Source organism: Thalassospira xiamenensis M-5 = DSM 17429 (genome assembly GCF_000300235.2).
Lineage (GTDB): Bacteria > Pseudomonadota > Alphaproteobacteria > Rhodospirillales > Thalassospiraceae > Thalassospira > Thalassospira xiamenensis.
The window spans coordinates 1,314,659-1,339,925 of the sequence record NZ_CP004388.1; the positions used below are offsets into that span (position 1 = coordinate 1,314,659).

Annotated in this window: 26 protein-coding genes and 1 pseudogene; 17 read left to right on the plus strand and 10 right to left on the minus strand. The window is 55.1% G+C overall.

Features of this window, described 5'->3' with window-relative positions; translation table 11 throughout:
* Nucleotides 1–16 precede the first annotated feature (16 nt).
* The 5 genes from rpsM to TH3_RS06180 all read left to right on the plus strand — a co-directional run bounded on the left by rpsM (nt 17) and on the right by TH3_RS06180 (nt 4,227).
* Complete coding sequence (gene rpsM, locus TH3_RS06160; RefSeq protein WP_007091485.1) at nt 17–385, plus strand: 30S ribosomal protein S13; 369 nt, start codon at nt 17–19, stop codon at nt 383–385.
* A gap of 15 nt (nt 386–400) precedes the next feature.
* Nucleotides 401–793, plus strand: a complete 393-nt coding sequence (gene rpsK / locus TH3_RS06165; RefSeq protein WP_007091484.1) for a 30S ribosomal protein S11 — start codon at nt 401–403, stop codon at nt 791–793.
* A gap of 120 nt (nt 794–913) precedes the next feature.
* Complete coding sequence (locus tag TH3_RS06170) at nt 914–1,930, plus strand: DNA-directed RNA polymerase subunit alpha (protein WP_007091483.1); 1,017 nt, start codon at nt 914–916, stop codon at nt 1,928–1,930.
* Nucleotides 1,931–2,126: 196 nt separating this feature from the next.
* Entirely contained in the window at nt 2,127–2,558 is a 432-nt protein-coding gene (rplQ, locus tag TH3_RS06175) for a 50S ribosomal protein L17 (protein WP_007091482.1), read from the plus strand.
* Between the two features lie 229 nt (nt 2,559–2,787).
* Nucleotides 2,788–4,227, plus strand: coding sequence for a DegQ family serine endoprotease (locus TH3_RS06180; protein WP_007091481.1), 1,440 nt, complete (start codon nt 2,788–2,790; stop codon nt 4,225–4,227).
* Nucleotides 4,228–4,326: 99 nt separating this feature from the next.
* On the opposite strand, the gene TH3_RS06185 is transcribed toward TH3_RS06180, so the two are convergent.
* Nucleotides 4,327–5,541, minus strand: a complete 1,215-nt coding sequence (locus tag TH3_RS06185) for an MFS transporter (RefSeq protein WP_007091480.1) — start codon at nt 5,539–5,541, stop codon at nt 4,327–4,329.
* 45 nt (nt 5,542–5,586) lie between these two features.
* The gene (locus TH3_RS06190) at nt 5,587–6,006 is read right to left on the minus strand and encodes a PadR family transcriptional regulator (RefSeq protein ID WP_007091479.1); all 420 of its coding nucleotides are present in this window, start codon (nt 6,004–6,006) and stop codon (nt 5,587–5,589) included.
* A gap of 152 nt (nt 6,007–6,158) precedes the next feature.
* Between TH3_RS06190 and TH3_RS06195 the strand changes: the two genes are divergently transcribed.
* From TH3_RS06195 to TH3_RS06215, 5 genes are all read left to right on the plus strand, one after another.
* Nucleotides 6,159–7,469, plus strand: a complete 1,311-nt coding sequence (locus tag TH3_RS06195; protein ID WP_007091478.1) for a replication-associated recombination protein A — start codon at nt 6,159–6,161, stop codon at nt 7,467–7,469.
* A gap of 119 nt (nt 7,470–7,588) precedes the next feature.
* Entirely contained in the window at nt 7,589–8,194 is a 606-nt protein-coding gene (locus TH3_RS06200) for an FMN-dependent NADH-azoreductase (protein ID WP_007091477.1), read from the plus strand.
* Nucleotides 8,195–8,405: 211 nt separating this feature from the next.
* Complete coding sequence (locus TH3_RS22295) at nt 8,406–8,933, plus strand: DUF1499 domain-containing protein (RefSeq protein ID WP_007091476.1); 528 nt, start codon at nt 8,406–8,408, stop codon at nt 8,931–8,933.
* A 101-nt stretch (nt 8,934–9,034) separates the two neighbouring features.
* Complete coding sequence (gene crcB / locus TH3_RS06210; protein WP_007091475.1) at nt 9,035–9,427, plus strand: fluoride efflux transporter CrcB; 393 nt, start codon at nt 9,035–9,037, stop codon at nt 9,425–9,427.
* Nucleotides 9,424–10,521 carry an RluA family pseudouridine synthase gene (locus TH3_RS06215; RefSeq protein ID WP_007091474.1) on the plus strand — a complete coding sequence of 366 codons (1,098 nt, stop codon included), beginning with the start codon at nt 9,424–9,426 and terminating at the stop codon, nt 10,519–10,521. The genes crcB and TH3_RS06215 overlap by 4 nt, the downstream gene beginning before the upstream one ends.
* A gap of 88 nt (nt 10,522–10,609) precedes the next feature.
* Here the strand turns inward: TH3_RS06215 and TH3_RS06220 are convergent, their stop codons facing one another.
* Entirely contained in the window at nt 10,610–10,882 is a 273-nt protein-coding gene (locus TH3_RS06220; RefSeq protein WP_007091473.1) for a hypothetical protein, read from the minus strand.
* A gap of 203 nt (nt 10,883–11,085) precedes the next feature.
* On the opposite strand from TH3_RS06220, the gene TH3_RS06225 reads away from it, so the two are divergent.
* Nucleotides 11,086–11,784: an HAD-IA family hydrolase gene (locus TH3_RS06225; protein WP_007091472.1), complete on the plus strand. Its 699-nt coding sequence runs from the start codon at nt 11,086–11,088 to the stop codon at nt 11,782–11,784.
* Complete coding sequence (locus TH3_RS06230) at nt 11,774–12,259, plus strand: SRPBCC domain-containing protein (RefSeq protein ID WP_007091471.1); 486 nt, start codon at nt 11,774–11,776, stop codon at nt 12,257–12,259. Before TH3_RS06225 ends, TH3_RS06230 begins: the two co-directional genes overlap by 11 nt.
* Before the next feature lie 6 nt (nt 12,260–12,265).
* On the opposite strand, the gene TH3_RS06235 is transcribed toward TH3_RS06230, so the two are convergent.
* Nucleotides 12,266–12,880 (minus strand): HAD family hydrolase, encoded by a 615-nt coding sequence (locus TH3_RS06235; RefSeq protein WP_007091470.1) that lies wholly within the window; start codon nt 12,878–12,880, stop codon nt 12,266–12,268.
* 280 nt (nt 12,881–13,160) lie between these two features.
* Between TH3_RS06235 and TH3_RS06240 the strand changes: the two genes are divergently transcribed.
* On the plus strand, nt 13,161–13,985 hold the full coding sequence (locus TH3_RS06240; protein ID WP_007091469.1) for a dienelactone hydrolase family protein: 825 nt from the start codon (nt 13,161–13,163) through the stop codon (nt 13,983–13,985).
* 80 nt (nt 13,986–14,065) lie between these two features.
* On the opposite strand, the gene TH3_RS06245 is transcribed toward TH3_RS06240, so the two are convergent.
* The 3 genes from TH3_RS06245 to TH3_RS06255 form a co-directional block, all read right to left on the minus strand.
* Nucleotides 14,066–14,836: an ABC transporter permease gene (locus TH3_RS06245; protein ID WP_007091468.1), complete on the minus strand. Its 771-nt coding sequence runs from the start codon at nt 14,834–14,836 to the stop codon at nt 14,066–14,068.
* A gap of 18 nt (nt 14,837–14,854) precedes the next feature.
* The gene (locus TH3_RS06250; protein WP_007091467.1) at nt 14,855–15,649 is read right to left on the minus strand and encodes an ABC transporter ATP-binding protein; all 795 of its coding nucleotides are present in this window, start codon (nt 15,647–15,649) and stop codon (nt 14,855–14,857) included.
* 77 nt (nt 15,650–15,726) lie between these two features.
* The gene (locus tag TH3_RS06255) at nt 15,727–16,749 is read right to left on the minus strand and encodes an ABC transporter substrate-binding protein (protein WP_007091466.1); all 1,023 of its coding nucleotides are present in this window, start codon (nt 16,747–16,749) and stop codon (nt 15,727–15,729) included.
* Between the two features lie 265 nt (nt 16,750–17,014).
* On the opposite strand from TH3_RS06255, the gene TH3_RS06260 reads away from it, so the two are divergent.
* Nucleotides 17,015–17,734: an ATP12 family chaperone protein gene (locus tag TH3_RS06260; protein ID WP_139328193.1), complete on the plus strand. Its 720-nt coding sequence runs from the start codon at nt 17,015–17,017 to the stop codon at nt 17,732–17,734.
* Between the two features lie 16 nt (nt 17,735–17,750).
* Here the strand turns inward: TH3_RS06260 and TH3_RS06265 are convergent, their stop codons facing one another.
* The gene (locus tag TH3_RS06265) at nt 17,751–18,728 is read right to left on the minus strand and encodes an ABC transporter transmembrane domain-containing protein (protein ID WP_007091464.1); all 978 of its coding nucleotides are present in this window, start codon (nt 18,726–18,728) and stop codon (nt 17,751–17,753) included.
* A 307-nt stretch (nt 18,729–19,035) separates the two neighbouring features.
* On the opposite strand from TH3_RS06265, the gene TH3_RS06270 reads away from it, so the two are divergent.
* The gene (locus TH3_RS06270; protein ID WP_007091463.1) at nt 19,036–20,568 is read left to right on the plus strand and encodes an acyl-CoA carboxylase subunit beta; all 1,533 of its coding nucleotides are present in this window, start codon (nt 19,036–19,038) and stop codon (nt 20,566–20,568) included.
* Nucleotides 20,569–20,600: 32 nt separating this feature from the next.
* Nucleotides 20,601–22,604, plus strand: a complete 2,004-nt coding sequence (locus tag TH3_RS06275; RefSeq protein WP_007091462.1) for an acetyl-CoA carboxylase biotin carboxylase subunit — start codon at nt 20,601–20,603, stop codon at nt 22,602–22,604.
* 218 nt (nt 22,605–22,822) lie between these two features.
* Here the strand turns inward: TH3_RS06275 and TH3_RS06280 are convergent, their stop codons facing one another.
* Complete coding sequence (locus tag TH3_RS06280) at nt 22,823–24,334, minus strand: methyl-accepting chemotaxis protein (RefSeq protein ID WP_233421846.1); 1,512 nt, start codon at nt 24,332–24,334, stop codon at nt 22,823–22,825.
* Nucleotides 24,335–24,739, minus strand: a pseudogene (locus TH3_RS23550) (cache domain-containing protein); the annotation flags it as partial.
* Here TH3_RS23550 and TH3_RS23285 point away from each other — a divergent pair.
* Nucleotides 24,639–24,884 (plus strand): hypothetical protein, encoded by a 246-nt coding sequence (locus TH3_RS23285; RefSeq protein ID WP_233421847.1) that lies wholly within the window; start codon nt 24,639–24,641, stop codon nt 24,882–24,884. The pseudogene TH3_RS23550 and the gene TH3_RS23285 sit on opposite strands and share 101 nt — an antisense overlap.
* The last annotated feature ends 383 nt before the right edge of the window (nt 24,885–25,267 follow it).

The following is a 25,267-nucleotide window of genomic DNA, read 5'->3' on the forward strand; positions in this document are numbered from 1 at the left end:
ACAGGAGTCTCACACAGTGGCTCGTATTGCTGGCGTAAACATCCCGACCGCTAAGCGCGTCGTGATTGCGCTTACCTACATCACCGGCATTGGCCCGGCGAAAGCTAAAGAAATTTGCGCAAAGGTTGGCATCGAAGCAGCAACCCGCGTTCATCAGCTCTCTGATGACCAGGTTCTCAAGGTGCGTGAAGTCATCGACGCTGATTACACCGTCGAAGGCGACCTTCGTCGTGAAACCGCAATGAACATTAAACGTCTGATGGATCTGGGTTGCTATCGCGGCCTGCGTCATCGTCGCGGTCTCCCGGTACGCGGTCAGCGTACCCACACCAACGCCCGCACCCGCAAGGGCCCGGCTAAGCCGATCGCTGGCAAGAAGAAGTAAGGTAGGGGACAGACAATGGCAAAAGCTCCTCAGACTCGCGTGCGTCGCCGCGAGCGGAAGAACATTACGAACGGTATCGCGCACGTAAACGCGACCTTCAACAACACCATGATCACCATCACCGACGTTCAGGGGAATACCATTTCCTGGTCGACCGCTGGTGGTATGGGTTTCCGCGGTTCGCGTAAATCGACCCCGTATGCTGCACAGGTTGCTGCCGAAGACGCAGGTAAAAAAGCTGCTGAACACGGCATGAAAACCCTTGAAGTTCAGGTTAAAGGCCCGGGTTCGGGACGTGAATCTGCCCTTCGTGCGCTTCAGGCGGTTGGTTTCACCATTACGTCGATCAAAGACGTAACGCCGATCCCGCATAACGGTTGCCGTCCGCGTAAACGTCGTCGCGTCTAATCGCGCCGATCTGCGGACGACCCCGCGTTTGGGCCCGGGCGACCGGGCCTCTTCGCGTTTCTCGCGGGGGCCAATTTTGTGCCCCCCTTACCATAGGCTCCAGTTGCGAAGGTGGGTCTCGTGATTCAAAAGAACTGGCAGGAACTGATTAAGCCGACCAAGCTTGATGTTACTCCGGGTACGGATGCCAGCCGCATCGGTACGATCGTGGCGGAACCGCTGGAGCGCGGTTTTGGTCAGACTCTGGGTAACGCGCTGCGTCGCATTCTGCTGTCGTCGCTCCAGGGTTCGGCGGTTACTGCGATCCAGATTGACGGTGTATTGCACGAATTTTCGTCGATCCCGGGTGTGCGTGAAGATGTCACCGACATCATCCTGAATATCAAGACCATGGGTGTGCGCATGCATGCCGAAGGTCCGAAGAAAATGGCGCTTAAAGCGACTGGTCCGGGTGCTGTCACCGCGGGTCAGATCGAAACCGGTGCCGACATCGAAATCCTTAACCCGGATCTCGAGCTGTGCCATCTTGATGATGGTGCGACGCTGAACATCGAATTTACCGTTGATAACGGTAAAGGCTATGTTGCGGCGACTTCGCATCGTTCGTCGGATGCGCCGATCGGTCTTATTCCGATTGATGCAATCTTCAGCCCGATCCGTAAAGTGGCCTACAAGGTGGAAAACACCCGTGTTGGTCAGGATACCGATTATGACAAGCTGTCGCTGACCGTTGAAACCAACGGCTCGGTCACCCCGGAAGATGCAATGGCACTTGCTGCCCGTATCCTTCAGGACCAGCTGTCGCTGTTCGTCAACTTCGACGAGCCGGAAGCGGTTGTCGAAGAGAAGAAAGAAGACGAACTGCCGTTCAACCGCAATCTGCTGCGCAAGGTCGACGAGCTTGAGCTCTCGGTCCGTTCGGCAAACTGCCTCAAGAACGACAACATCATCTATATCGGTGATCTGGTTCAGAAAACTGAAGCAGAAATGCTTCGTACGCCGAACTTCGGTCGTAAATCGCTGAACGAAATCAAGGATGTTCTGGCGCAGATGGGCCTGCATCTTGGTATGGAAGTCGGCGGTTGGCCGCCGGAAAACATCGAAGAACTGGCGCGTAAGTTCGAAGACCCGTTCTAAGGCGGGGCTTCGGCCTTCGGGTCGGTGCTTTTTGACTGACGGGGCAGGCGTTCTGCCCCAACCAGAAACCCGGTTTTCGGAGTTTCTGGCGGGCTGGTGCCCAAAACCGCACGTGCATGACCTGATTTAGTCAGGGTGGCGGCGCGGTATCACAATCGGTTTCGTGCGCGAAGCCAAGGCAATAAGGAGAGTTCCTATGCGTCACGGTATGCAAGGCCGTAAGCTTAATCGTACTTCGTCCCATCGTAAGGCGATGTTCTCTAACATGGCGGTTTCGCTGCTCACCCACGAGCAGATCAAAACCACTCTTCCGAAGGCCAAGGATCTTCGCCCGTATGTCGAAAAACTGATTACGCTGGGCAAGCGGGGCGACCTGCATGCACGCCGTCAGGCCATTTCGATCCTGCGTGACGAGAAAGTCGTTGCCAAGCTGTTCGGCGAAATTGCTGATCGCTACAAAGAGCGTTCGGGTGGTTACACCCGCGTTCTGAAGGCTGGCTTCCGTTATGGCGATGCTGCTCCGGTTGCTGTGATCGAACTCGTTGATCGCAACCCGGAAGCCAAAGGCGCGGAAGACCGTGCTCGCCTTGAAGCAGAGGGCGAAGGCGAAGAAGCGTCTGCTGAATAAGCAACGTTTCGGCCTTTAAGATAGAAACGGGCGGTGCCAATGGTGCCGCCCGTTTTCTTTTGGTTTTATCGCGGCAGCGAAATATTTCAAAATTCATCATATTTCCGCCAAGGTTGCGCGTAAATCCTGATCACCCTACTTTCTGTCGGGTATCCAGGGTTCTGACCCTGACCCTAACCAGACTGTTTTCCGCGCTGACCCGCTTTACGAAGAAAAGAGAGAGTTCGACGTGCAGGCACGATTGATTGCGACCGTCATGACCGGGATCATGATTGTATCAGGGGCCATGTTTGGCCAGATTGGCGTAGCATCCGCACAGGATCGGCGTCTGCCCGAAAGCCAGACCGAAATAAAGATGTCGCTGTCGCCGCTGGTGAAGCAAACCGCGCCGGCCGTTGTGAACATCTATACCAAAAAGGTCGTCACCACCCAGCAACGAAGCCCGTTTTTCAACGATCCGTTCTTTCGGCAGTTCTTTGGCGAACGGTTTGGCGGTGCATTCGGCGCCCCGCGCCAGCGGGTTGAACGGTCGCTTGGTTCCGGGGTGATTGTATCGTCGGACGGCACAATCGTGACCAACCATCACGTGATTGATGGTGCCAGCGAGATCCGCGTTGTTTTACATGACAATCGCGAATTCGATGCCGATCTGGTCGGTTCGGACGAACGCACCGATCTGGCCGTTCTGCGTCTGCGTGATGTTAAGGATGAATTGCCGGCCATCACGCTTGGCGATTCTGACGCGGTCGAGGTCGGCGACCTTGTCCTTGCCATCGGCAACCCGTTCGGGGTGGGGCAGACCGTGACCAGCGGCATCGTTTCCGCACTGGCACGTGCCGGTGTGACCGGACAGGATTACCAATCCTTTATCCAGACCGATGCCGCGATCAATCCGGGGAACTCCGGCGGGGCGCTTGTTGATATTGATGGCAATCTGATCGGGGTGAATTCGGCAATCTTTACCAAATCGGGCGGATCAAACGGCATCGGTTTTGCCGTGCCGGTCAATATGGTCAAGGTGGTGATGCGTGGCCTGATCAGTGGCGATCTGCGTCGCCCGTGGCTGGGGGCGGCAGGGCAGTCGGTAACCGCCGATCTGGCGGCGTCGCTTGATCTGGATCGCCCGCATGGTGTTCTGATCAACGAAGTCCGCGATGGTAGCCCGGCGGATCGTGGCGGCCTTAAACCCGGTGATGTGGTGGTTGCGGTGAATGGTCTTCCTGTCGATAACCCCAACGAGCTTAAATTCCGCATCGCAACACTGGAACTTGATCACAATGCCGAGCTTTCCGTGCTGCGCAAGGGGCAGGAAGTGATGCTCCGGATGCCGCTTGAAGTCGCACCCGAACTGCCTGCGCGTGATGAAACCGAGGTCGAAGGCCGCAATCCGTTCAGCGGATCAAAAATCGCCAATGTGAACCCCGCACTTGCCGATGAAATTGGCATTGATACGCTGAGCAACGGTGTCATCGTCCTTGCCGTACAGCGCGACAGCCTTGCGCGCCGTGCCCGCATTCAACCCGGTGATTATATCGTCGAGGTCAATGGTGTGCCGATTGACACGGTGGCCCGCCTGAAGGACGTTATCAAAGCCGGTGAACGCGGTCGTGACTGGTCGATTGCGGTCAAACGCGATGGCAAGGTTCTGACCGCTGAATTCCAGCTTTGATTCTTGTCAGCCAATAGATAGACAGATCCGGGGATCATTCCCCGGTTCTGTCGTTTTTGTCGCTGACAATCGATAGCGGCAGATGGTCGATCTGGCTTTTCATGATGCCGATGATCTGGCCGTATCGGTTTTAAGAAACATCATAGCCAGACAACTGAGTAAACCCAGCCCGACGGTCAGAAGCACTGCCCGGACGCCATATCCGTCGATCAGCAATCCGAACAGGAACGGGGCGGCCGCCTGCGCAAAGCGCGACGGTGCCATCAGAAACCCCTGCCGCAGGCCATAGCCAACCGGCCCGAACAGGGCAAGGGGCAAGGTCCCCTTGGCGATGGTCAGGATACCATTGCCCGCCCCATGCAGGCTTGTGAATATCATGCCGACGGGACCGGCAAAAACCAGCAGAAGCGATGCGCCAAGCGGATGGGCAAAGCCTGCTATCCGGGCAGAAATCAGTGGATGCATGCGTTGCAATACACCGAATTCCAGCAATCGTCCCGCGACCTGTGCCGGGCCGACGAGCGAGGCGGCAATAATCGCATCCGCCGTATCCATCCCCGAAATTTGCAACAATCGCGGCAAATGGGCGGCCATGGCGGTTGCGATAAACCAGCTTGCGGCGAAAACAAATGCCAGCAGGATCATCGGTACGGTGAAATATCCCGGGGTTACCGCCGTATCCGCTTTGACCCTGACATTATCGGGATTGTCAGCAGGGGCCTGGGCTGGTGCGGCATGCTGGCCGTTTCCGGCCGGGATGATCAGGCGGTTTAACGGCAACCCGACAAACAGATGCATCGCCGCCCAGAAAAAGCAGGCAGTACGCCAGCCATATTCGATTTCAAGCCCGGCTGATATCGGCCAGCAGATCGTGCTGGCGAATCCGGCAATCAATGTGATGCCGGTAATCGGCCCGCGTGCACCGCGCCCAAAGATCCCGGCAAGTGTTGCAAAGGCCGCCTCGTAAAGTCCCATCGCCATACCGGCCCCGATGATGAGCCACGCCATGCACATGGCGATCATACCGTTCGACAGGCCAAGCAAACCAAGGCCAAGCGCGAAGACAAGGCTTGAAACCGTCAGGATATTGCGCCCGCCAAACCGGTCGATCCGCGCACCTGCCATCGGGCCCAGAAGGGCCGCAACCACAAGTGCCAGCGAAAAGGCACCAAACGCCCAGCCGGTCGGAATGCCGAATTCCTCTGCCATTGGGGCGGACAGAATGGCCGGCAGATAAAGTGTCGATCCGAACCCCAGTGTTTGTGCGCTGCCAAGGGCGATAATGATCGGCAATTTTTTGGGGGCTTTGGTCATGGTTTGATGCCTCGATCATCGAGGTATGATGACCTGAAAAAAGGGCTACTCACAGCATGCCTTTCCCTGTGGTTGGGGGACCGGGGTGGTGGAGGATGCCGTGCGGGTCTGGGTTGCATCCCGGCTGGCAAGGATATGCTGGGTCACATCCATCCATGCCTCGGTCGCGACCCGGAATGCATCGCGCCCCTTGTTGGTCAGTTCGTAAACCTTGCGCTGGCGGCCCTGAACGACTTCGGGGTGCGATGTAAGGTATCCACCGGCCTCGAATTCGTTCAGAACCGGATAGACGGTTCCTTCGGAAGGGGAACAGCAGCCATTGGTGGTTTTTTCGACGGCCTGAACGACCTCGTAGCCATGCATCGGCTTGCGATGCAAAACGCACAGCACGAAAAACTTCGACAAGGACATTTTGATTGTGCCTTGCCAATAGGAACGGTCAGTATAATCGGCAATCTGTTTCACGTCGGTGTTTCCGGCTGGTTTGACGGCGCGAACGGTATACCTCGATGGTCGAGGTGTCAATATTCTTGCCTTATCGCTATAAACCGGTCGATGTTCGTGATAAGTTCCGCGCAAAACCGGTCGCAAGATAATAATAGGAACATCTGCCCGATATGGCGTCACTGTTTGAAAGTCAGGCATCCCGGCCCTTGGCCGACAGGCTGCGTCCGGCCAAGCTGGATGAGGTTGTCGGACAGGGGCATCTGTTCGGGGATGAGGGACCGATCACGCGCATGATCAATACCGGGCGTGTGCCATCGGTCATTCTTTGGGGGCCGCCGGGCTGCGGCAAAACGACGCTGGCGCGCCTAATGGCCGATGTTGCCGATATGGCGTTCGAGCCCTTGTCGGCGATCTTTTCCGGGGTGGCGGACCTTCGCAAGGTGTTTGACCGGGCACGCGGGCGGCGGGCAACCGGGGCATCGACCCTGTTGTTCATTGATGAAATCCACCGTTTCAACAAGGCACAACAGGACAGCTTCCTGCCGTTTGTTGAAGACGGCACCATTACCCTGATCGGGGCGACAACCGAAAACCCCTCGTTCGAGCTGAACGCGGCGTTGCTGTCGCGCTGTCAGGTGCTGGTGCTTAAACGGCTTGATGATCAGGGTCTTGAAGAGCTTCTGGTGCGTGCGGAAAAGGAAATGGGGTTCGAGCTGCCCCTGTCGCCCGAAGCACGGGTAACGCTGCGCGCCATGGCCGATGGGGATGGCCGTTATTTGCTGAACCTTGCCGAAGAACTGTTTTTGCTGCCGCCCAGTGACGATGGCCCGCTTGGCGTTGCCGAACTGTCGCGTACCGTGCAAAAGCGCATGCCGCTTTATGACAAGGGCGATGACAGTCATTATAACCTGATCAGTGCGCTGCATAAATCGGTGCGCGGGTCGGACCCGGATGCGGCCCTGTACTGGTTTAATCGGATGCTGGCCGGGGGCGAGGACCCGAAATTCGTCGCGCGCCGCATCACCCGCATGGCGGTCGAGGATATCGGACTTGCCGATCCGCAGGCGCAGCAGATTTGTGTTGGCGCGTGGGAGACGTATGAACGCCTCGGCAGCCCCGAAGGCGAACTGGCGCTGGCGCAGGCGGTGATCTATCTGGCGCTGGCGCCCAAATCAAATGCCGGTTATGCCGCCTATAAACGATCATTGAAGGTCGCGCGCGATACCGGGTCGCTGATGCCGCCGGCCCATATCCTCAATGCCCCGACCAAGCTGATGAAGGATATCGGCTATGGCAGTGGCTATGCCTATGACCATGATCAGGAAGATGGTTTTTCCGGGCAGAATTATTTTCCCGATGGCATGCGCCGCCAGAATTTTTACGAACCGGTCGAACGCGGTTTTGAACGTGATTTGAAAAAGCGGGTCGACTATTTCGATAAATTACGCCGGGAACGTCAAAAGCAGCGCGGCGAAGACTAATCGGCAGGTGTGTTGTTCTCTTTTGGTCAACAATCTGGTGAAAAGACATCGGATAATCATCGTCATGGAAACTGTTAAAGTCGGGGTAACAGAAACAAACCCGGACTTGGAGAATTCACATGACTTCGATCCTGCATATCAATGCCTCGGTTAACGGCGAAAATTCCAATTCGCGTCAGATCGCATCAAAGCTGATCGAACGTATTGTTGCCGCAACTCCGGCTGCCAATGTTGTTGAACGTGACCTGAACGACAAATCGATCCCGGCCCTGACCGGCGAGATTGTCGGCGCGTTCTATACCCCGGCTGAAAACCGTACCGAGGCACAGAAAGACGTGATCGCCGTTTCCGACAAACTGGTTGCCGAGCTTCAGGCATCCGACGTCGTTGTGATCGGTGCGCCGATGTATAATTTCTCGGTCCCGTCGACGCTTAAGGCCTGGGTTGACCTGATCGCCCGTGTCGGTGTGACCTTCAACTACACTGAAAATGGCCCGAAAGGCCTGCTTGAAGGCAAGAAAGCCTATATCGTTGTTGCCACCGGCGGTGTTCCGGTCAACAGCCCGGCCGATTTCGCGACCCCGTATCTGAAACAGGTTCTTGGTTTCGTCGGTATTTCCGATATTGACGTTATCGATGCATCCGGTTTCGCGGTAAACGCCGAAGAAGCCATGGAACGTGCGATTGCCAATGTGGCTGCTGCACCGCTTCCGACGGCGGCATAACGCCTACCCCTGTTGCATTGCCCGCGGGAAATCGATCATCGCAATCCATCCCCCCCCCCCGTTGCGGTCCATTGGTTTCCCAAAAATGCCCGAACGAGCATCTCGTTTGGGCATTTTCGTATTTGTTAACTTGACGAATTACAGGAATTAACCGGTATTTAGGGAGTCTTGCGTTACAGCAGGGCACGCAAAACGGGAACGGGGAATTTTTGTGAAACGCGTAGCGATTGTACTGGCATGGCTTCTGTTTGTCGGCGGACTGACATTTGCCGTAATCCGTTTCAGCGGATTGCTCGACAGTATGCTGATGGCAGATGAGCCGGCAGACATCAGTCTGGGACCGGATATCGACCTGCCGCAATCACCGACCTATTTCCTGATCTGCCCGCCGGATGCCTGCCCATCGACCGATCGCAACGTGCCAAGCCCGGTATTCGATGCATCGCCCGATACCGTCGCAACCGCCTTGCAGGCAACCGCGGGCGCACAAGGCATGAAACTTGTCGAGGGGAATGGATTGGCGCTTGAATTGCGCTTCCTTGCCCGGACGCCTGTTTTCCGTTTTCCCGACTGGGTTGATGTCAAGGTCATTCCCGGTGAAAATGGCGGCAGCCGCGTTTTTGCCTATTCCCGATCCGTCTATGGCAGTGACGATTTCGGCCAGAATGAAAAACGCCTGAAATCATGGATGGCGGCAACCGTCGCCCTGATTGGCCGGCAGGCCGCGCCGCAGAACTGATTGTTCGTTTGCGACGGGGTTTGGTTGGTGTACCGGAATGCGACCCGCCCATGATGTTTTCACACGTGACTTTTCAGAACTGAAAGACTAGGTTCCGCGCCATGCAATTTTCACCGTTGTTTATCGCATCCATCGCATTGGGCGGGGCTATCGGGGCGGTTGCCCGATATGGTGTTTCTGCCCTGATGGGCGCGACACTTGGTCATGGATTTCCATGGGGGACTTTGACGGTCAATATCGTCGGCTCCTTCCTGATGGGGCTTCTGATCGAGCTTTCGGCGGTCAAGCTGTCGCTCAGTCCTGAAATGCGGGCCTTCCTTGTGACCGGCTTTCTGGGGGCGTTTACAACGTTTTCGACTTTTTCGCTCGATGTCGCGACCTTATATGAACGCGGTAATATCGGCCTTTCGGGCCTTTATGTCGCGGTTTCGGTCTGCGTTGGCATCGCAGCATTGTTCGGCGCAATCGCGCTGGTAAGGGGAGTTCTGCAATGAGTGGCGTCACTCTGCGCAAGGTTAAGAATGACGAAGCCGAAATGCGGCTGGATCGCTGGTTCAAACGGAACTGCCCGGAATTTACCTTTGGGCAGGTTCAGAAGTTCCTGCGGGGTGGTCAGATCCGTGTTGATGGCAAACGTGCCAAGGCCGGTCAGCGCCTTGAGCCCGGTCAGGAAGTCCGTGTTCCCCCCGCGCCGGTCATGTCGGGCGGCGGTATGGGGCCATGGGCGGAGGGCAATTACGATGCGGCCAATGCGGCCCAGCATGTAAAATCCGGCCCGGCCAAATCGAACGCGACCGAGGAAGAACTTCAGGCGTTGCGCGATTCCGTCATTTTCTATGACGAGGTGGTTCTGGCGATCAACAAGCCCGCCGGTCTGGCGGTGCAGGGCGGGACCAATACCGACCTTCATGTTGATGGCATGCTTGATGCGTTAAAGCTTGATAGCAAGGAACGCCCGAAACTGGTGCATCGTCTTGATAAAGACACCAGCGGCGTGCTGTTGCTTGCACGGTCGGCATCGGCGGCCAATGCCCTGACCAAGGCATTCAAGGACAAGACCACGCGGAAATTGTACTGGGCGATTGTTACCGGTGCGCCCGATGAACGCGAAGGTCTGATTGATGCCCCGCTTGCCAAACATGGCGGCAAGGGCGGTGAAAAGATGGTCATCGACGAAAAAGAAGGCAAATCCGCCCAGACGATCTATCGTCAGTTGGCCCGTGCCGGACGCCGTGCGGCGTGGCTTGCCCTGTCGCCGCTGACCGGTCGTACCCACCAGCTGCGCGCGCATTGTCAGGCGATAGAATGCCCGATCCTTGGCGATGGTAAATATGGCGGGGCCAAAGCGTTTCTTGATGGACTGTCAAACCAGATGCATCTGCATGCGCGCGCGATTGACTTTCCCCATCCGGTGACCGGCCATCGCGTCGTGATCGAAGCCCCGGTGCCCGAACATTTCAGCGCAACCATCAAAGCGTTGAACTTTGATCCGAAAACGCCAACCAAATTCCTGACGCCGGAAATCCACCGGGAAAAGGAAATCAAACCGAAACCCAAGGCAAAGCCGTCCCGGTTGCGTAAAAGATAACGGATGCGGTCAGTGTCCGAAACGCGAAAAGCCGACGCAGTGCGTCGGCTTTTTCGTCCCTGTCAACGGCGTTGATGACAATCGATCTTTAAGGGCGCGCGACCATTTTGTCGAAGCGGTTGATAAACGCATCATGAACCCGGCGCAGATGTTGGGCGTGGACCGTATTTCCCGTACGTTCGCACATTTCCGCCTGGCTTTTGATCATAATAGCAATCCGTTTGCGCCCCCGTGGGGTGTGCACCATGCTTTCGCCTTCCTCAAGGGCGGTCAGAAGGGGGATGTGTTCACACTCGGCAATCGCGAGGATTTCCTCCTCGCTCAGATCGCTGAAATCGATGCAGTCCCGAAGTGTGAGCATGTTCAGCCTCCGCAGTTTGCGTGCTAACAGAATCATCCTAACCCTACCTTGGGGTGTTCGAAAGTGTGTTGAAATTTACCATTGGTTTCCATTGCTTGCCGCAGAGCAAAAAATGCGTCGACTTTGCATGGGCTAGAGACTCGATCTTTGGCGGACTTTGGAATAATCTCCGCCGCGATATGAACAGAACTGGATGACTTTTGATGGCGAACGATCCGCTCAGGCTTGTGGTTTTTGATTGTGACGGTACGCTGGTTGATAGCCAGCATGCTATTGCGCATTGCATGGATCATGCCTTTGCCGCACATGACCTTGATTGCCCCGGCCTTGAAAAGACACGTACCATCATCGGTCTGAGCCTGCCTGAAGCAATCCGCAAGCTTGCCGCACCGGGCATGATCGATGACGCAATTATTGAAGGCGTCACCGCGGCCTATAAGGCGGCATTCTTTGAATTGCGCCAGACCCCGGATTTTTACGAGCCGCTTTTCCCCGGTGTGCGCGAAATGCTGGCCGCACTGGATACGCGCAACTGGCTTTTGGGGGTTGCGACGGGCAAGGCGCGCCGCGGGCTTGATGCCGTTCTGGCGCGCAACGCACTTGAAGGCCGGTTCGTTACCCTTCAGACATGCGACAATCATCCGTCCAAACCCCATCCGTCGATGTTGCACGCCGCCATGGATGAAACCGGCGTGGATGCACCCAATGCGGTGATCATTGGCGATACCGCCTATGATATCGAAATGGGCCGGGCGGCGGGGATGCTGTCGATTGGTGTCAGTTGGGGCTATCACGATATTGAAACGCTGAACAAGGCCGGGGCGCATGCCGTGATTGATCATTTCGATCAGCTGCCCGGATTGCTGGAAACCATGTGGGGAACTGGCCGCGATGCTGCCTGAAGCCGATCACAAAGATGACGACCTGAAACCGATCCGGGTGAAAATCACCGTTCCGGTCGAACCGGAATACGCGTTCGAGGCATTCACCAATGGCTTTGGCAATTGGTGGCCGACCGACAGCCATTCGCTGGCGCGTGAAAACTGCAAATCGGTCGAAATCAATCCGGGCCTTGGCGGCAAGATTGTCGAGCATGCCAAGGGCCGCGATCCGGTGGTCTGGGGCACTGTCGATATCTGGCAGGCAGGCGAACATGTTGCCTTTACCTGGCATCCGGGCTGGGAAGAAGGGGCTTATACCCGCATCAGTGTCACGTTCGAACAGAATGCCTTTGGCCGTTGCGTGATCCGGCTCAAGCACTGGGACTGGAAAAATCTGGGCGAAATCGCCCCGATGGTCCGCGACGGCTATGAAAGCGGCTGGAAATATGTTTTCGAACAGTGCTTTGCCAATTACCTGACGGCCAAGCGGCACTGACTGCTTTTAAAGCAGGCCATATTCCATCAAATCACGGCGCAGGCGGATCGGATCGCGGAACCAGTGGGTGGCAAAGCCCATTTCACGCGCCTGCTGAATATTCTTTTCACTGTCGTCGATAAACAGGGTTTCGCGCGGATCAAGTTTGAAGCGCGCGGCGGTAAGATCGAAAATCTGCGGGTCGGGCTTGGCCAGTTTTTCCTGACCCGAGACCAGAATGCCTTCGAAATGGCTTAGGAAACCGAACCGTTCAATCGCGTGCGGCCAGGTATCCGCCGACCAGTTGGTCAGCGCAAACAAACGCACATTGCCGCGTGATTTCAGTTCTTCAAGAATATGTACGGTGCGGTCAATCGACCTCTTCATCATTTCCGGCCAGCGGTCCATCCATGCCGCGATCTGGTCGCTATATTCCGGATAGCGATGCTGAAGATCGGGGATCGATTTGGCAAAGCGAAGCGCACCCTTGTCATGCAGGAAATTCCAGTGCGGATGACAGATTTCTGTCAGGAAACGTTCCATTTCGGCATCATCTTTGAAAATCTTGCGATACAGATGCCGTGGATCCCAATCGACCAGAACGCCGCCCAGATCAAAAAGAACCGTTTCGATAGTACGCATGATTTCCTCGGATGATTGGGAACGGGATCGACGTTTGGCTGTTAAAGCAGGCAACAGCAGACAGGGCAAGGGGACATTTGCATGACAATTGCCAGGATGGCGGTACAAAGGGTTGATCTGTAACGGGTTTGGGTGCGTACTCTTTTGGGGTAACAGGGATTTATGACGCGAGTGTGATTTGCAAATTCTTCGCATCTTGCGAAATGATGACGCGAAGAGCATCATGACAAATACAACCTGAAAAAACGCATGATCGTAACAAGACAGAGGAGGCTTGAATATGTGCACGCTTGACGGATGTGGCGTAAACGACCATCTCGGCCCGCCGCCGAAGGCCACGGATGAAGATCGCCGTCTGTTCCTTAAAGGCGCGGTTGCCTTGCCGCTTGCGGTTATTCTGGCCGATCCGATTTTGGCCCATGCCGCCGGATCGACATTGTCCCCCGTGACCATCACCACGCCGGGCGGGGAAAAAATGACCGCCGAAATCGCCATGCCTGCAACCCTTCCGGCCCCGACCGTCATTCTGATCCATGAATGGTGGGGCCTGAATGATCAAATCCGCGCGGTTGCGGCAGAATATGCCAAGCAGGGCTATATCGCGCTTGCGGTTGATCTGTATGGCAAGCCACCTGCAACCACGGCGGATGGGGCAAAGGCGCTGATGTCGGCGGTCAATCCGGCGATTGCCACCGAGAAATTGCAGGAATCCGTCAAATTCCTTAAAAATCACAAGGATTCAACCGGCAAGGTGGGAACGGTTGGCTGGTGCTTTGGTGGTGGCTGGTCGCTCAATACCGCGCTTGCCGCCGATGTTGATGCGGTTGTTGTCTATTACGGCAATGTCAAAAAGACCGCCGAGCAGGTTTCAACCCTGAACGCGCCGCTGATGGGGCATTTCGGCACCCTTGATAAAAGCATCAACAAATCGATGGTCAATGGGTTCGAGGAATCCCTCAAGGAAGCCGGGAAAACCGATTACCAGATTTTCTGGTACGAAGCCGACCACGCCTTTGCCAATCCGACCGGTGGCCGTTATGACGCCGAGGATGCCAAACTGTCGTGGGAACGCACGATGGGTTTCTTTGATACCCATCTGTCCTAAGGCTTTATCGCAATCGCCAGAACATCAAAAGGCCGGGGTTTTCCCGGCCTTTTGCGTGCCCAAGCGGTGCGACGACGCTCTTAATTGGTCGGATTTCCGCGATTGGCCCATTTGGTGGACCGGCGTTCGATGATGTTAAACAGCTCGTACATCGCAATCCCCATCACCGCGATCACCAGCAACCCGGCAAACACCAGCGGCATGTTGAATTTCGATGATGCCGACAACATCAGATAGCCAACACCAAGGTTTGATGCGACGGTTTCCGAAATCACCGAACCGACAAAGGCCAGCGTGATCGCAACCTTGAGCGATGCAAAGAAATAGGGCATGGCGCGAGGGAAGCCGACCTTGACCAGAATATCGCGCCGGGTCGCGCCAAGGGACCGCAACACATCGCGCAATTCCGGTTCAAGCGTTGCCAGTCCCGTCGCCACATTGACAACAATCGGGAAAAACGAAATCAGGAATGCGGTGATGATCGCGGGCACCGTACCGATGCCAAACCACATGACAAGAACCGGGACCAGTGCCACCTTTGGCACCGAATTGAACCCGACCAGAAGCGGGTTGGCCGCGTCATAAACTGCCTTGCTGGACCCGACAAGCGCGCCCAGAACCACGCCAAACACAACCGCAATGGCAAAGCCCGCCAGGGTCGTATAAAGCGTATGAACCGCATGCATCCAGATCGCACCGCGGAAATCCCAGCCGACCATGATGCTTTCCGACGGGGTCGGCAGGATATAGACCGGAATATTGAAAATCCGGACAATCAGTTCCCAGATCACGAAAAGCCCGATTGCACTGATCCAGGGAGTGGCTTTGGACAGGTCTTTTTTCTTGGCCATGATGCTTTCAACCTTCCCTTATGCCGCGCGCACGTCACGGATGTGACTGCGCAATTCGTGGACCAGATCGGTGAAGGGCTGCGTGAATGTCGTTTCCTGATCGCGTGGGCGGGGCAGGGTGTTTTCACGCTGGACCAAAATCGTACCCGGGCGCTTGGACATCACATAAATCGTATCGGCGAGATAGGCTGCTTCGCGCAGATCATGGGTGACAAGAATGACGGTAAAGGGCCGCACCATCCAAAGGTTCTGCAGAATGTCCCAAAGCTCTTCGCGGGTGAAGGCGTCAAGGGCACCGAACGGCTCGTCGAGCATCAGAAGATCGGGCTCATGGATCAGCGACCGGCAGAGCGATGCGCGTTGCTGCATCCCGCCTGACAATTCCCACGGGTATTTGTCTTCGTGCCCGGCAAGCCCGACACTGGCGAGAAGCTTTCGCGCGCGGTCTTCATATTCGGCACGGTGCTTGCGCAGGCGGTTGCGATGCGGTTTGACGATTTCCATCGGCAGCAGGACGTTATCAAGGGTCGTTCGCCACGGCAGAAGGGTCGGGTTCTGAAACGCCATGCCGACGATCTTAAGCGGCCCGGAAACTTCCTTGTTATCGACGATAACCGTGCCTTCGCTGGGCGGCATCAATCCCGATACCAGTTTCAGCAGCGATGACTTGCCACATCCCGAAGGTCCGACAACGGCAATGAATTCGCCCTTGTTGATCTTCATGTTTGTTGTTTCCAATGCCAGATCGTCACCTTCGCTGTAACGAAGCCGGACATTGTCGAGTTCGACAAAGCTGTTCGACACGGCAGTCATCCCCCTGCGTATGCTGATGATTTATTATGTATCGGGGCCGGTTTGCCCGGCCCCGTTTGCGTGGTCTGGCGTGGCAGTTATTTCAGCATCCGGTCTTTATCGCCGGGCATGAAAATGTCGGTGAAGATGTCCGCAACGGTTGGCTTGTTTTCAATGCCAAATGCCAGGCTGACCTGGTCAATCGCCTTGTTCATGCGGTCGGTCTTGATCTGGCCCATGCCTTCTTTAAGCGTTACCTCGGTGACGACATTGTCATCAATCGTCATCTGAAGGCGCTGCAATTCAAGGGCCGGGTCAATCAGCGGATCGGTATCCTTAAGGGCCGCAATGGCTTCTTCGGGGTTGGCAATCGCATCACGCCATCCCTTGACGACCGCGCGCAGGAATGCGCGCAGTTCTTCCGGATGGTTTTCCATCATGTCGGGCGATGCAATCATCGCATTGCCATAGAAATCCATGCCGTAATCGAAATATTTGAAAACGGTCAGATCATCCTTGGAAATGCCCTGTGCCTGAAGGTTCAGGATTGATGTGAAATAGTGACCGGTGATCGCATCAACGTCACCACGCACCAGCATCGGTTCGCGCAGCGGCGGGTCCATGCTTTCCCATTTGACATCGTCAAGCTTAAGCCCGGTTGCCTGTGCAAAGGCCGGGAAAAGTTTGCGCGATGCATCGAAAACCGGCGCGCCCAGCGTCTTGCCAATCAGGTCTTCGGGCTTGGTGATGCCGCTTTTTTTCAGCATGAACAACGAAAACGGCGGGCGGTCATAAACCATGAAGACCGACTTCATCGCGCGATCCGGGTTCGATGCATTGAATTCCAGCATCGAGTTGATATCGGCAAAGCCGACATCATAGGCGCCGCTGGCAACGCGTGTGATCGAACCGACCGATCCGTTGCCCGAATCAATCGTCACATCAAGGCCCTCGTCGGAGAAATAGCCCTTTTTCTTGGCCAGCACATAGGGGGCTGCCGGGCCTTCGAATTTCCAGTCGAGTGTAAATTTGATCGCCATCTGGGCCATGGCGGATTGCGCACCAAGTGCAACGGCAATGCCGACGGTCGCGCCAAGTAGCCGCGCTTTAAGTCTCACCATTAATGAAGCCTCCTGTTTCGGGTCTTTTTGACGACCCATTGACCGAATGATACCCCTGATCGCACAGCAATGCCTGTGCCAAATCCCTTTTTTGCCGGTTTTCCTGATATGAAGGGACTGTTACGGGCAGAGTACGGTTGTTTAATAAATGGTCAATGGGGTAAATTGATCAAAAATTATACAGAAATTCTTGATAATCGCCTTTGAACATGGCGGTCCAATCAAATCGCTTGCACATGGAAACGGATTTGGGCATATCGCCATCATGCTTACAAAATCGATCAAACGTTTTTACAAAAAAGCCGAAGCCGTGCGCGACGAAGATGCGCAGGGCTGGCGTATCCATCTGGACGGAAGGCCGGTAAAATCGCCGTCCAAGGCCGAATTCGTGTTGTCGGCGGAACAGTTGGCGCATGAAATTGCTGCCGAATGGGATGCGCAGGGGGAAAAGGTTCTGCCGACCACGATGCCGATCATGCAACTGGCCGCAACCGCGATTGACCGCGTGCGCCCGCACCGGTTTGGCGTGATTGCGGAACTGACCGGGTTTGGCCGGTCTGACCTGTTATGCTATCGCGCATCCTTCCCCGATGACCTTGTCCGCCAGCAGGCCGAAGCATGGCAGCCGTTGCTTGACTGGGCGCATCATGAACTGGGTGTGTTGCTTAAAGTGACCGAGGGCGTGATGCCGATCTCGCAGGAAGACGAAGCTCTTCTGCGTATTCAGGACGAGATCGAGGCGCTTGATGATTACTACCTGACAGCCCTTCACACCCTGACGACGGTGTCGGGATCGGTGATCATCGGGCTTGCGACCCTGCGCGGCCGGATCAGTGCCGAGCAGGCGTTTGAGGTTTCCCAGCTTGATGAAAGCTATTCCATCGAGCATTGGGGTGCTGATGCCGAGGCGGTTGCACGCCGCGAACGTCATCGCGCGGAACTGCTGGCCGCGGGGCGGTATCTTGATCTTATCGGGCAGCGATAAACATTCGTTGCCCTGATCAATTCATCCATTTCGCGATCATTCTGTGCTGTACGGCGGCCTGTGCCGCCATCCGGTAATAGGACAGCAATTCGCGCATTGGCGATGACATCCGGTCAAAACCGGAAATGAACGCGACAATAATCCCGACCGATGTTTCGCCCCTGATCGCAAGATAGCCGCCGACAATCAGCACCGAAAGCGGGGCAAGCGCATTCAGCAGATTGATCAGGGTTTTCATTCCGAACTTGAGGATGAAAAACCACATGCGGTTGTTATAAAGGTAACTGATGCCGCGATGGATCGGGTCCAGAAGTTCTCTGTGATCATCGTCGTGGCCGGGGTGGAGTTCGCTTAGTTCGTCGCTGACTTCGCGCATTTTTTCCACGCGCTTTTCAATCAGCCGGTTGATCTGTTTTTGAATGACCGGCACCAGCGCGATTTGCGGGATCAGCGCCAGAATACCGATCAGTCCGATGATCGGCTCGACACTGACCATATAGCCAATTCCGAAAATCAGCATCCCCGCATTCACGACCGGCTGCGACAATCCATCGCCCACAAAGCCGCCCAGTTTTTCGATTTCCGATCCGATGATCGAAACTGCCCGGCCATTTTCGCCTTCACCATTGCCGGTGCGGTCTTCGGCATAAAGGCGGCTGAGATGGCGGCGGTTGTGGCGGATCGCGCTTTCACTGAGCCAGCCTTCATACATCCGAAGCATGAATTTGGTCGCCGAATGAACCACAACAACCGCCAGATAGATCACCGCCAGCACGGTCAGAAGCGACATATCCTGTTTGCTGATCGCATCGTCGACCAGGCGGCGTTGCAGTTCCAGCGGCACGATGCCAAGGGCCGCCACCGATATGGCAATCAGGCATACAACGATCTGGTGTCGGCCGCTCATAAGCCAGATATAACGCCATAAGGATTGCGCAGGGCGATCATCGCCGGTGGATTTCGGCTCGTGCGGGCGGATGCGAAACAGCTTCATGAAAGGACCGTTCTGATGGATATCATAAGGCCTTAACGCGCCAGAAGCCGTTTGGTGCCCAGCTTGTCCTGAATATTGGTATTTGTCGACCTGCTTCTAGACTTTAGTCCAGCCCGTCCTTACATATCGCAATGACGTTAGGGAAATCAGGCCTTTACAGGCTATTTTCATCTTGTGCCAGACTGTGAAAAATAATTGGCATTCCAGTACCGAATAATGCTATTCCAAATCATCATTCAGATTGCATCACCGGCATGACCATCGTCATGAACGCATTCCGGGCGGCCCAAAGTAAGGATCACGCAATATGCAGGATATTATCGCCAAGCTCGAAGTCAAACGCGCAGAGGCGGCCATGGGCGGCGGTCAGCGCCGCATCGACAATCAGCATGCCAAGGGCAAATTGACCGCGCGCGAACGGCTTGATGTTCTTCTTGACGAAGGCTCGTTCGAGGAATGGGACATGTTTGTCGAACATGATTGCGTTGATTTCGGCATGCCCGAAAACCGCATTCCCGGCGATGGCGTGGTCACCGGGCATGGCACGATCAATGGTCGGTTGGTGTTCGTCTTTTCCCAGGATTTCACCGTATTTGGCGGTGCGCTTTCGGGTGCCCATGCGCGCAAGATCTGCAAGATCATGGATCAGGCGATGAAAGTCGGCGCGCCCGTGATCGGGCTTAACGATTCCGGCGGGGCGCGTATTCAGGAAGGTGTCGAAAGCCTTGCGGGTTATGCCGATGTGTTCCAGCGCAATGTCGAGGCATCCGGCGTTATCCCGCAGATTTCCCTGATCATGGGGCCGTGTGCGGGTGGGGCTGTCTATAGCCCGGCCATGACCGACTTCATTTTCATGGTCAAGGACAGTTCCTATATGTTCGTGACCGGCCCCGATGTGGTCAAAACCGTCACGCACGAGGAAGTCACCCACGAGGAACTCGGCGGGGCGATGACCCATACCAGCATTTCCGGGGTGGCCGATCTGGCGTTTGAAAACGATGTTGATCTGTTGTTGCAGACCCGTCGTTTCATGGATTTCCTGCCGCTATCCAATAAGGAAAAACCGCCCGCACGCCTGTGCGAAGACCCGATCATGCGCGATGATTTCTCGCTTGATACGCTGGTGCCGGAAAATCCCAACATGCCCTATGACATGAAGGAACTGATCACAAAGGTCGTCGATGAAGGAGACTTTTATGAAATTCAGCCCGATCATGCCAAAAACATCATCATCGGCATGGCGCGCATGGATGGCCGCACGGTTGGCATCGTTGCCAATCAGCCGATGGTTCTGGCGGGATGTCTTGATATCGCCAGTTCGAAAAAGGCCGCGCGGTTTGTGCGGTTCTGCGATGCCTATAACATTCCGATTGTCACCTTTGTCGATGTGCCGGGCTTCATGCCGGGCACCGCACAGGAATATGGTGGCATCATCAAACACGGTGCCAAACTGCTTTATGCCTATGCCGAGGCGACGGTGCCAAAGGTCACCGTCATCACGCGCAAGGCTTATGGCGGGGCCTATGACGTGATGGCGTCCAAGCATCTGCGCGGTGATGTCAACTATGCCTGGCCGACCGCTGAGATCGCGGTGATGGGGCCAAAGGGCGCGGTGGAAATCATTTTCCGGGCCGATATGAACGATCCCGAAAAGATCGAGGCCCGCACGGAAGAATACCGTGAAAAATTTGCCAACCCGTTTGTCGCGGGGCGCAAGGGTTTCATTGACGATGTCATCATGCCGCATGGCACGCGCAGGCGCGTGTGCAAGTCGCTTGCGATGCTGCGTAACAAGGACATCAAAAACCCGGCCCGCAAACACGGCAACATTCCGCTTTAACGCCGCGACAATCCATTGGGGAGAGCACCTTTATGTTCAAGAAAATCCTGATTGCCAACCGCGGTGAAATTGCCTGCCGCGTGATCAAATCGGCCCGCAAAATGGGCATCAAAACCGTTGCGGTCTATTCTGATGCGGATAAAAATGCCCTGCATGTGCAGATGGCCGACGAGGCCGTGCATATCGGCCCGGCGCCATCCAACCAGTCTTATCTGGTGATTGATAAAATCATCGATGCCTGCAAATCCACGGGGGCCGAGGCCGTCCATCCCGGCTATGGCTTCCTTTCGGAAAATCAGGCCTTTGCCAAGGCGCTTGATGCCGCCAAAATCGCCTTTATCGGCCCGCCGGTTGGCGCTATTGCGGCGATGGGCGATAAGATCACGTCCAAGAAAATCGCTGCGGAAGCCGGTGTTTCAACCGTTCCGGGCTATATGGGCGTGATCAAGGACACCGACGAGGCGATCAAAATCGCCAATGATGTCGGCTATCCGGTGATGTTAAAGGCGTCTGCTGGCGGTGGGGGCAAGGGCATGCGCATTGCGCGCAATGACGCCGAATGCCGCGAAGGGTTCGAGCGTGCCACGTCAGAAGCCGCAAGCTCCTTTGGTGATGATCGTGTCTTTATCGAAAAATTCGTCGAAGAACCGCGCCATATCGAAATTCAGGTTCTTTGCGATAAACACGGGCATGGCATTTACCTTGGAGAACGCGAATGTTCGATCCAGCGCCGCCATCAGAAGGTCGTCGAAGAAGCCCCGTCACCCTTTATTGATCCCGAAACCCGCAAGGCGATGGGCGAACAGGCCGTGGCACTGGCGCATGCGGTGAATTACTGCTCCGCCGGGACGGTGGAATTCATCGTCGACAAGGACAAGAACTTCTACTTCCTTGAAATGAACACAAGGCTTCAGGTCGAACATCCGGTGACCGAACTGGTGACGGGCGAGGACCTTGTGGAATGGATGATCCGCATCGCCAATGACGAAAAACTGACGCTCGCGCAGGATGACGTCAAGCTGACCGGCTGGGCGATGGAAACCCGCATCTATGCCGAGGACCCGTTCCGCGAATTCCTGCCCTCCACCGGGCGTCTGGTGCGGTATCAGCCGCCAGCCGAGAGCGCATCCGTGCGTGTCGATACCGGCGTGTTCGAAGGCGGCGAGATTTCGATGTATTACGACCCGATGGTCGCAAAACTGGTGACGTATGGCGCAACCCGTGATGTTGCGATTGCCGAAATGCGGGCCGCCCTTGATGCCTATTACATCCGTGGCATTTCGCACAATATCCCGTTTGTTGCCGCCGTGATGGCTAATAAACGGTTCCAGTCGGGCAATATCACCACCAATTTCATCGCCGAAGAATATCCCAACGGCTTTTCCGCCGATGATCTGCCCAATGATGATCCGGCGATGCTGGTGGTGGTTGCCGCATACCTCAATCAGCGGGTGGCCGAACGCAATGCGCGGGTGACGGGGCAGGTCAGCGATCATCCGTTGCAGGTTGCCGAAAGCTGGGTTGCGGTATCGGGCGACGATCACACCGCGTTCGATATCGAAATTGACGGTGTTAACAATGACTATATCGTTGCCATCAAGGATCGCAGTTATGGCGTTTCATCCGACTGGAAAATCGGTGATGCGCTGTTTGTCGGCGAAATTGACGGTGCGCCGATCTGCGTGCAGATCGATGTCGAGGGTGTCGGCTATCGCCTGTCGGCCAACGGCATCCAGCGCAGCTTCAAGGTGATGCTGCCCCGTGTCGCCGAATTGCAAAAACTGATGCCGTTCAAAGCCCCGCCGGACATGTCAAACTTCCTGCTGTCCCCGATGCCGGGGCTGCTGGTCAAGGTATCGGTGACCGAAGGCCAGACCGTCCAGCCGGGCGAGGAACTTTGCATCCTTGAAGCGATGAAAATGGAAAATGTGCTCAAGGCCGAAAGCAAAGGTGTCGTCAAGAAAATCCACGCCGAGCAGGGCGCGAACCTCTCGGTCGATGCGATCATCATCGAGTTTGAGAAGAAGGACGAGTAAGCTGCCGGTATTTTCAAGCTTATTGGATATTCTGAACACCGGGGATTTCCCCGGTGTTTCATTCTGCTTGCATCGGTAGTTGTTTAGTCCCGGCATTTGATGGATTGAGTTTATGATGAATCTTTCGGGTTCGTTTGTCCACTGTTTGCAAATGACTGATCTGTGGTCTTTAGCCTGTCAAAATGGCTGGTGCAGTCAGAGCTTTCCGGCAGTTTTCATCAACGTCGCACTGTTTTCAAAAAGATTTCCACCTGATCCCTAAGCAGTGAGCCGTTTTTCCCAAGTTCCGCAGCTGCATGCAAAACTTCTTCGGCGGCATTGCCTGTTTCTCCGGCAGCTTGGGTCACATCATCAATATTGGACGATACATCTGCCGTGCCATCCGCAGCCTGAGAGACATTTCGGGAAATTTCCCGCGTTGCCGCTGTTTGCTCCTGAATTGCCGATGCGATGCTTGTCGATATCTCGTTGACGCTGCTGATCGTGTCGGAAATCTCTTGGATCGCAACAGCAGAACTGCTCGTTGCTTCCTGAATCGAGCGCACCTGAGCGGCGATTTCCTCGGTTGCTTTTGCTGTTTGTGTCGCCAGCGTCTTGACTTCGGATGCGACCACGGCAAATCCTTTGCCGGCATCGCCCGCGCGGGCTGCCTCGATCGTTGCATTGAGGGCCAATAGATTGGTTTTACCCGCAATATCATTGATCAACAATACAACTTCACCGATTTTTTGGGCTGCCTCGTTCAGGCCCCGTACTTTGGCGTTTGTATCAAGCGCCTGACTCACCGCCGAGCCAATGATCTCCGAAGATTTTTCAACACGGGTTCCGATTTCGATAAAGGATGCAGATAACTCTTCGCTTGCCGAGGCAACTGTCTGGACATTTTTTGCCGTCTGTTCGGAGGCAGCCGCAACGACCACAGCACGTTCGCTTGTCGTGTTTGCCGTTTGTGACATGGATTTTGCTGTCGCTTGCAATTCCGTGGCAGCCATCGATACGCCGGAGACCAGTCCGCCGACCGATGTTTCAAATTCATCGGCCATCGCATGCAACGCCAAACGCCTTTCTTCCTCGGCCTTTGCCTGATCTTCGGCGCGCTGTGCAATATTGCGCTTCAGGTCTTCTAGCATCTTGCGCAAGGCTTGTGCCAGTGCACCAACTTCATCCTCCTGGTCGATATGCAGTGTTTGGTTAAAATCATTGCGGGCGATGCCGTTGGCAAAATCGGCACAACTGCGAATGGGGCTCGCGATGCTGCGCGCTGCAAGCATGATCAGTACGATAGCAGTCACCGCAATTGCCAGCCCGACCATGACAGACCAGAAAATACTGTCTGACGTCCGGGTATGCATAGAGTCTCCCAGTTCATTGACCGTTGCCTGAACTACTTCGCGTGGTATCGAAATCAGGATGGCCCAAGGTGTTTGACCAATACCCATCTCAATAGGTGCATAGACATCAATATTTGGCGACGCATCATCATCACGGACAATCGCTTTGCCTGCCTTTACGGCGTCAAAGTCGGCGCGCCACCGCGCATTCAAATCCGCTGAATTCTGGCCAATGGATCCGGGATTTTCGCTGTTGGCGACAATCAGGCCCTCGTTTCCCATCATGACCACATTGCCGCGACCTTCAAACAATGACTCATCGACGGATATGGCAAGTTTTTGAACAAAATCAAGATTATAGTCTGCACCGGCAACGCCAGCAAATTTACCGTTCACCATGACTGGAACCGACATTGTTGCCAGAAATACCGGTTTACCCTGAACGATATAAGGTAGTGGACCGAGAATGTTTTCCTTGCCGGTTTGGGAAGGAGAGATATACCAGTCACCTTTTACAAGCCCATTGGCATGTTTTTCGTTGCTGTCATATTCGACAAGCGGCTGGATGGCGATATCGCCACTGGCACTTCGGGTCCAGTAAGGTAAAAAGCGACCGGTATCATCCGACCCCATTGCCTTGTTACCCTTAAAAGCAGCGTCGTTGCCATCCAGTGCATTTGGTTCCCAGGCGGAATATGTGCCGTTGAATGCACTGTTCTCCTCAAGAACATTTTCCAGCGCGGCATTCAACTGGGCGCGCCGCTCGCTGGCGGGGGTTCCCGCGTTTTTGTCATCTGCCAGCACAGAAAAGACGTGTGCCAGGTTTCGCGCCGCATCAAAACCGGTATTAAGTTCTGACTGGATTTTCATGGCTTCAAATCTGGCCCGGTTCAAAAGAGTTTCCTTGACCTGGCTGTCAACGATTTCCATCACTTCCGTGGTGACGTGATCATTACTTATACGGGTGGAAACAAGATTGTACCCCACCAGCGCTGCAACCGTCGCCACAAGGCAAATTCCGGATATAATTGCAATCTTAAGTTGAATTTATTTTAAACGAGACAAAGCAAACAATGACATTTTGATTCCCTTTTGGTATAGTATTTAAACCCACTGTAGTATTGGTTTATATACTTTTGGGAATAATTATCTTGATTTACATCAACGTGGGTATAGGCATTTTATAATGTTTAAATTTAACGGGTGAGAAGGAAGGTGGGTGCTTTTGTTTTTAAAATATGTTTTATTACAGTGACTTATGAGGATTCCTATTTCAAATTCATACTATGAATGACAAGATGTGACTTTATTCAGGTAGAGTTTTGCTCTCAA

What these genes read in the sequence shown, in the direction of transcription:
- TH3_RS06270 (WP_007091463.1), top strand. Translation starts at nt 19,036, where the DNA reads ATGCAGGATATTATCGCCAAGCTCGAAGTCAAACGCGCAGAGGCGGCC.
- TH3_RS06235 (WP_007091470.1), bottom strand. Translation starts at nt 12,880, where the DNA reads ATGCGTACTATCGAAACGGTTCTTTTTGATCTGGGCGGCGTTCTGGTC.
- TH3_RS06245 (WP_007091468.1), bottom strand. Translation starts at nt 14,836, where the DNA reads ATGGCCAAGAAAAAAGACCTGTCCAAAGCCACTCCCTGGATCAGTGCA.
- crcB (WP_007091475.1), top strand. Translation starts at nt 9,035, where the DNA reads ATGCAATTTTCACCGTTGTTTATCGCATCCATCGCATTGGGCGGGGCT.
- TH3_RS06220 (WP_007091473.1), bottom strand. Translation starts at nt 10,882, where the DNA reads ATGCTCACACTTCGGGACTGCATCGATTTCAGCGATCTGAGCGAGGAG.
- TH3_RS06230 (WP_007091471.1), top strand. Translation starts at nt 11,774, where the DNA reads ATGCTGCCTGAAGCCGATCACAAAGATGACGACCTGAAACCGATCCGG.
- TH3_RS06200 (WP_007091477.1), top strand. Translation starts at nt 7,589, where the DNA reads ATGACTTCGATCCTGCATATCAATGCCTCGGTTAACGGCGAAAATTCC.
- TH3_RS06225 (WP_007091472.1), top strand. Translation starts at nt 11,086, where the DNA reads ATGGCGAACGATCCGCTCAGGCTTGTGGTTTTTGATTGTGACGGTACG.
- TH3_RS06250 (WP_007091467.1), bottom strand. Translation starts at nt 15,649, where the DNA reads ATGACTGCCGTGTCGAACAGCTTTGTCGAACTCGACAATGTCCGGCTT.
- rplQ (WP_007091482.1), top strand. Translation starts at nt 2,127, where the DNA reads ATGCGTCACGGTATGCAAGGCCGTAAGCTTAATCGTACTTCGTCCCAT.
- TH3_RS06185 (WP_007091480.1), bottom strand. Translation starts at nt 5,541, where the DNA reads ATGACCAAAGCCCCCAAAAAATTGCCGATCATTATCGCCCTTGGCAGC.
- TH3_RS06280 (WP_233421846.1), bottom strand. Translation starts at nt 24,334, where the DNA reads ATGGTGAACGGTAAATTTGCTGGCGTTGCCGGTGCAGACTATAATCTT.
- TH3_RS06265 (WP_007091464.1), bottom strand. Translation starts at nt 18,728, where the DNA reads ATGAAGCTGTTTCGCATCCGCCCGCACGAGCCGAAATCCACCGGCGAT.
- TH3_RS06215 (WP_007091474.1), top strand. Translation starts at nt 9,424, where the DNA reads ATGAGTGGCGTCACTCTGCGCAAGGTTAAGAATGACGAAGCCGAAATG.
- TH3_RS06255 (WP_007091466.1), bottom strand. Translation starts at nt 16,749, where the DNA reads ATGGTGAGACTTAAAGCGCGGCTACTTGGCGCGACCGTCGGCATTGCC.
- TH3_RS06260 (WP_139328193.1), top strand. Translation starts at nt 17,015, where the DNA reads ATGCTTACAAAATCGATCAAACGTTTTTACAAAAAAGCCGAAGCCGTG.
- rpsK (WP_007091484.1), top strand. Translation starts at nt 401, where the DNA reads ATGGCAAAAGCTCCTCAGACTCGCGTGCGTCGCCGCGAGCGGAAGAAC.
- TH3_RS06240 (WP_007091469.1), top strand. Translation starts at nt 13,161, where the DNA reads ATGTGCACGCTTGACGGATGTGGCGTAAACGACCATCTCGGCCCGCCG.
- TH3_RS06275 (WP_007091462.1), top strand. Translation starts at nt 20,601, where the DNA reads ATGTTCAAGAAAATCCTGATTGCCAACCGCGGTGAAATTGCCTGCCGC.
- TH3_RS06195 (WP_007091478.1), top strand. Translation starts at nt 6,159, where the DNA reads ATGGCGTCACTGTTTGAAAGTCAGGCATCCCGGCCCTTGGCCGACAGG.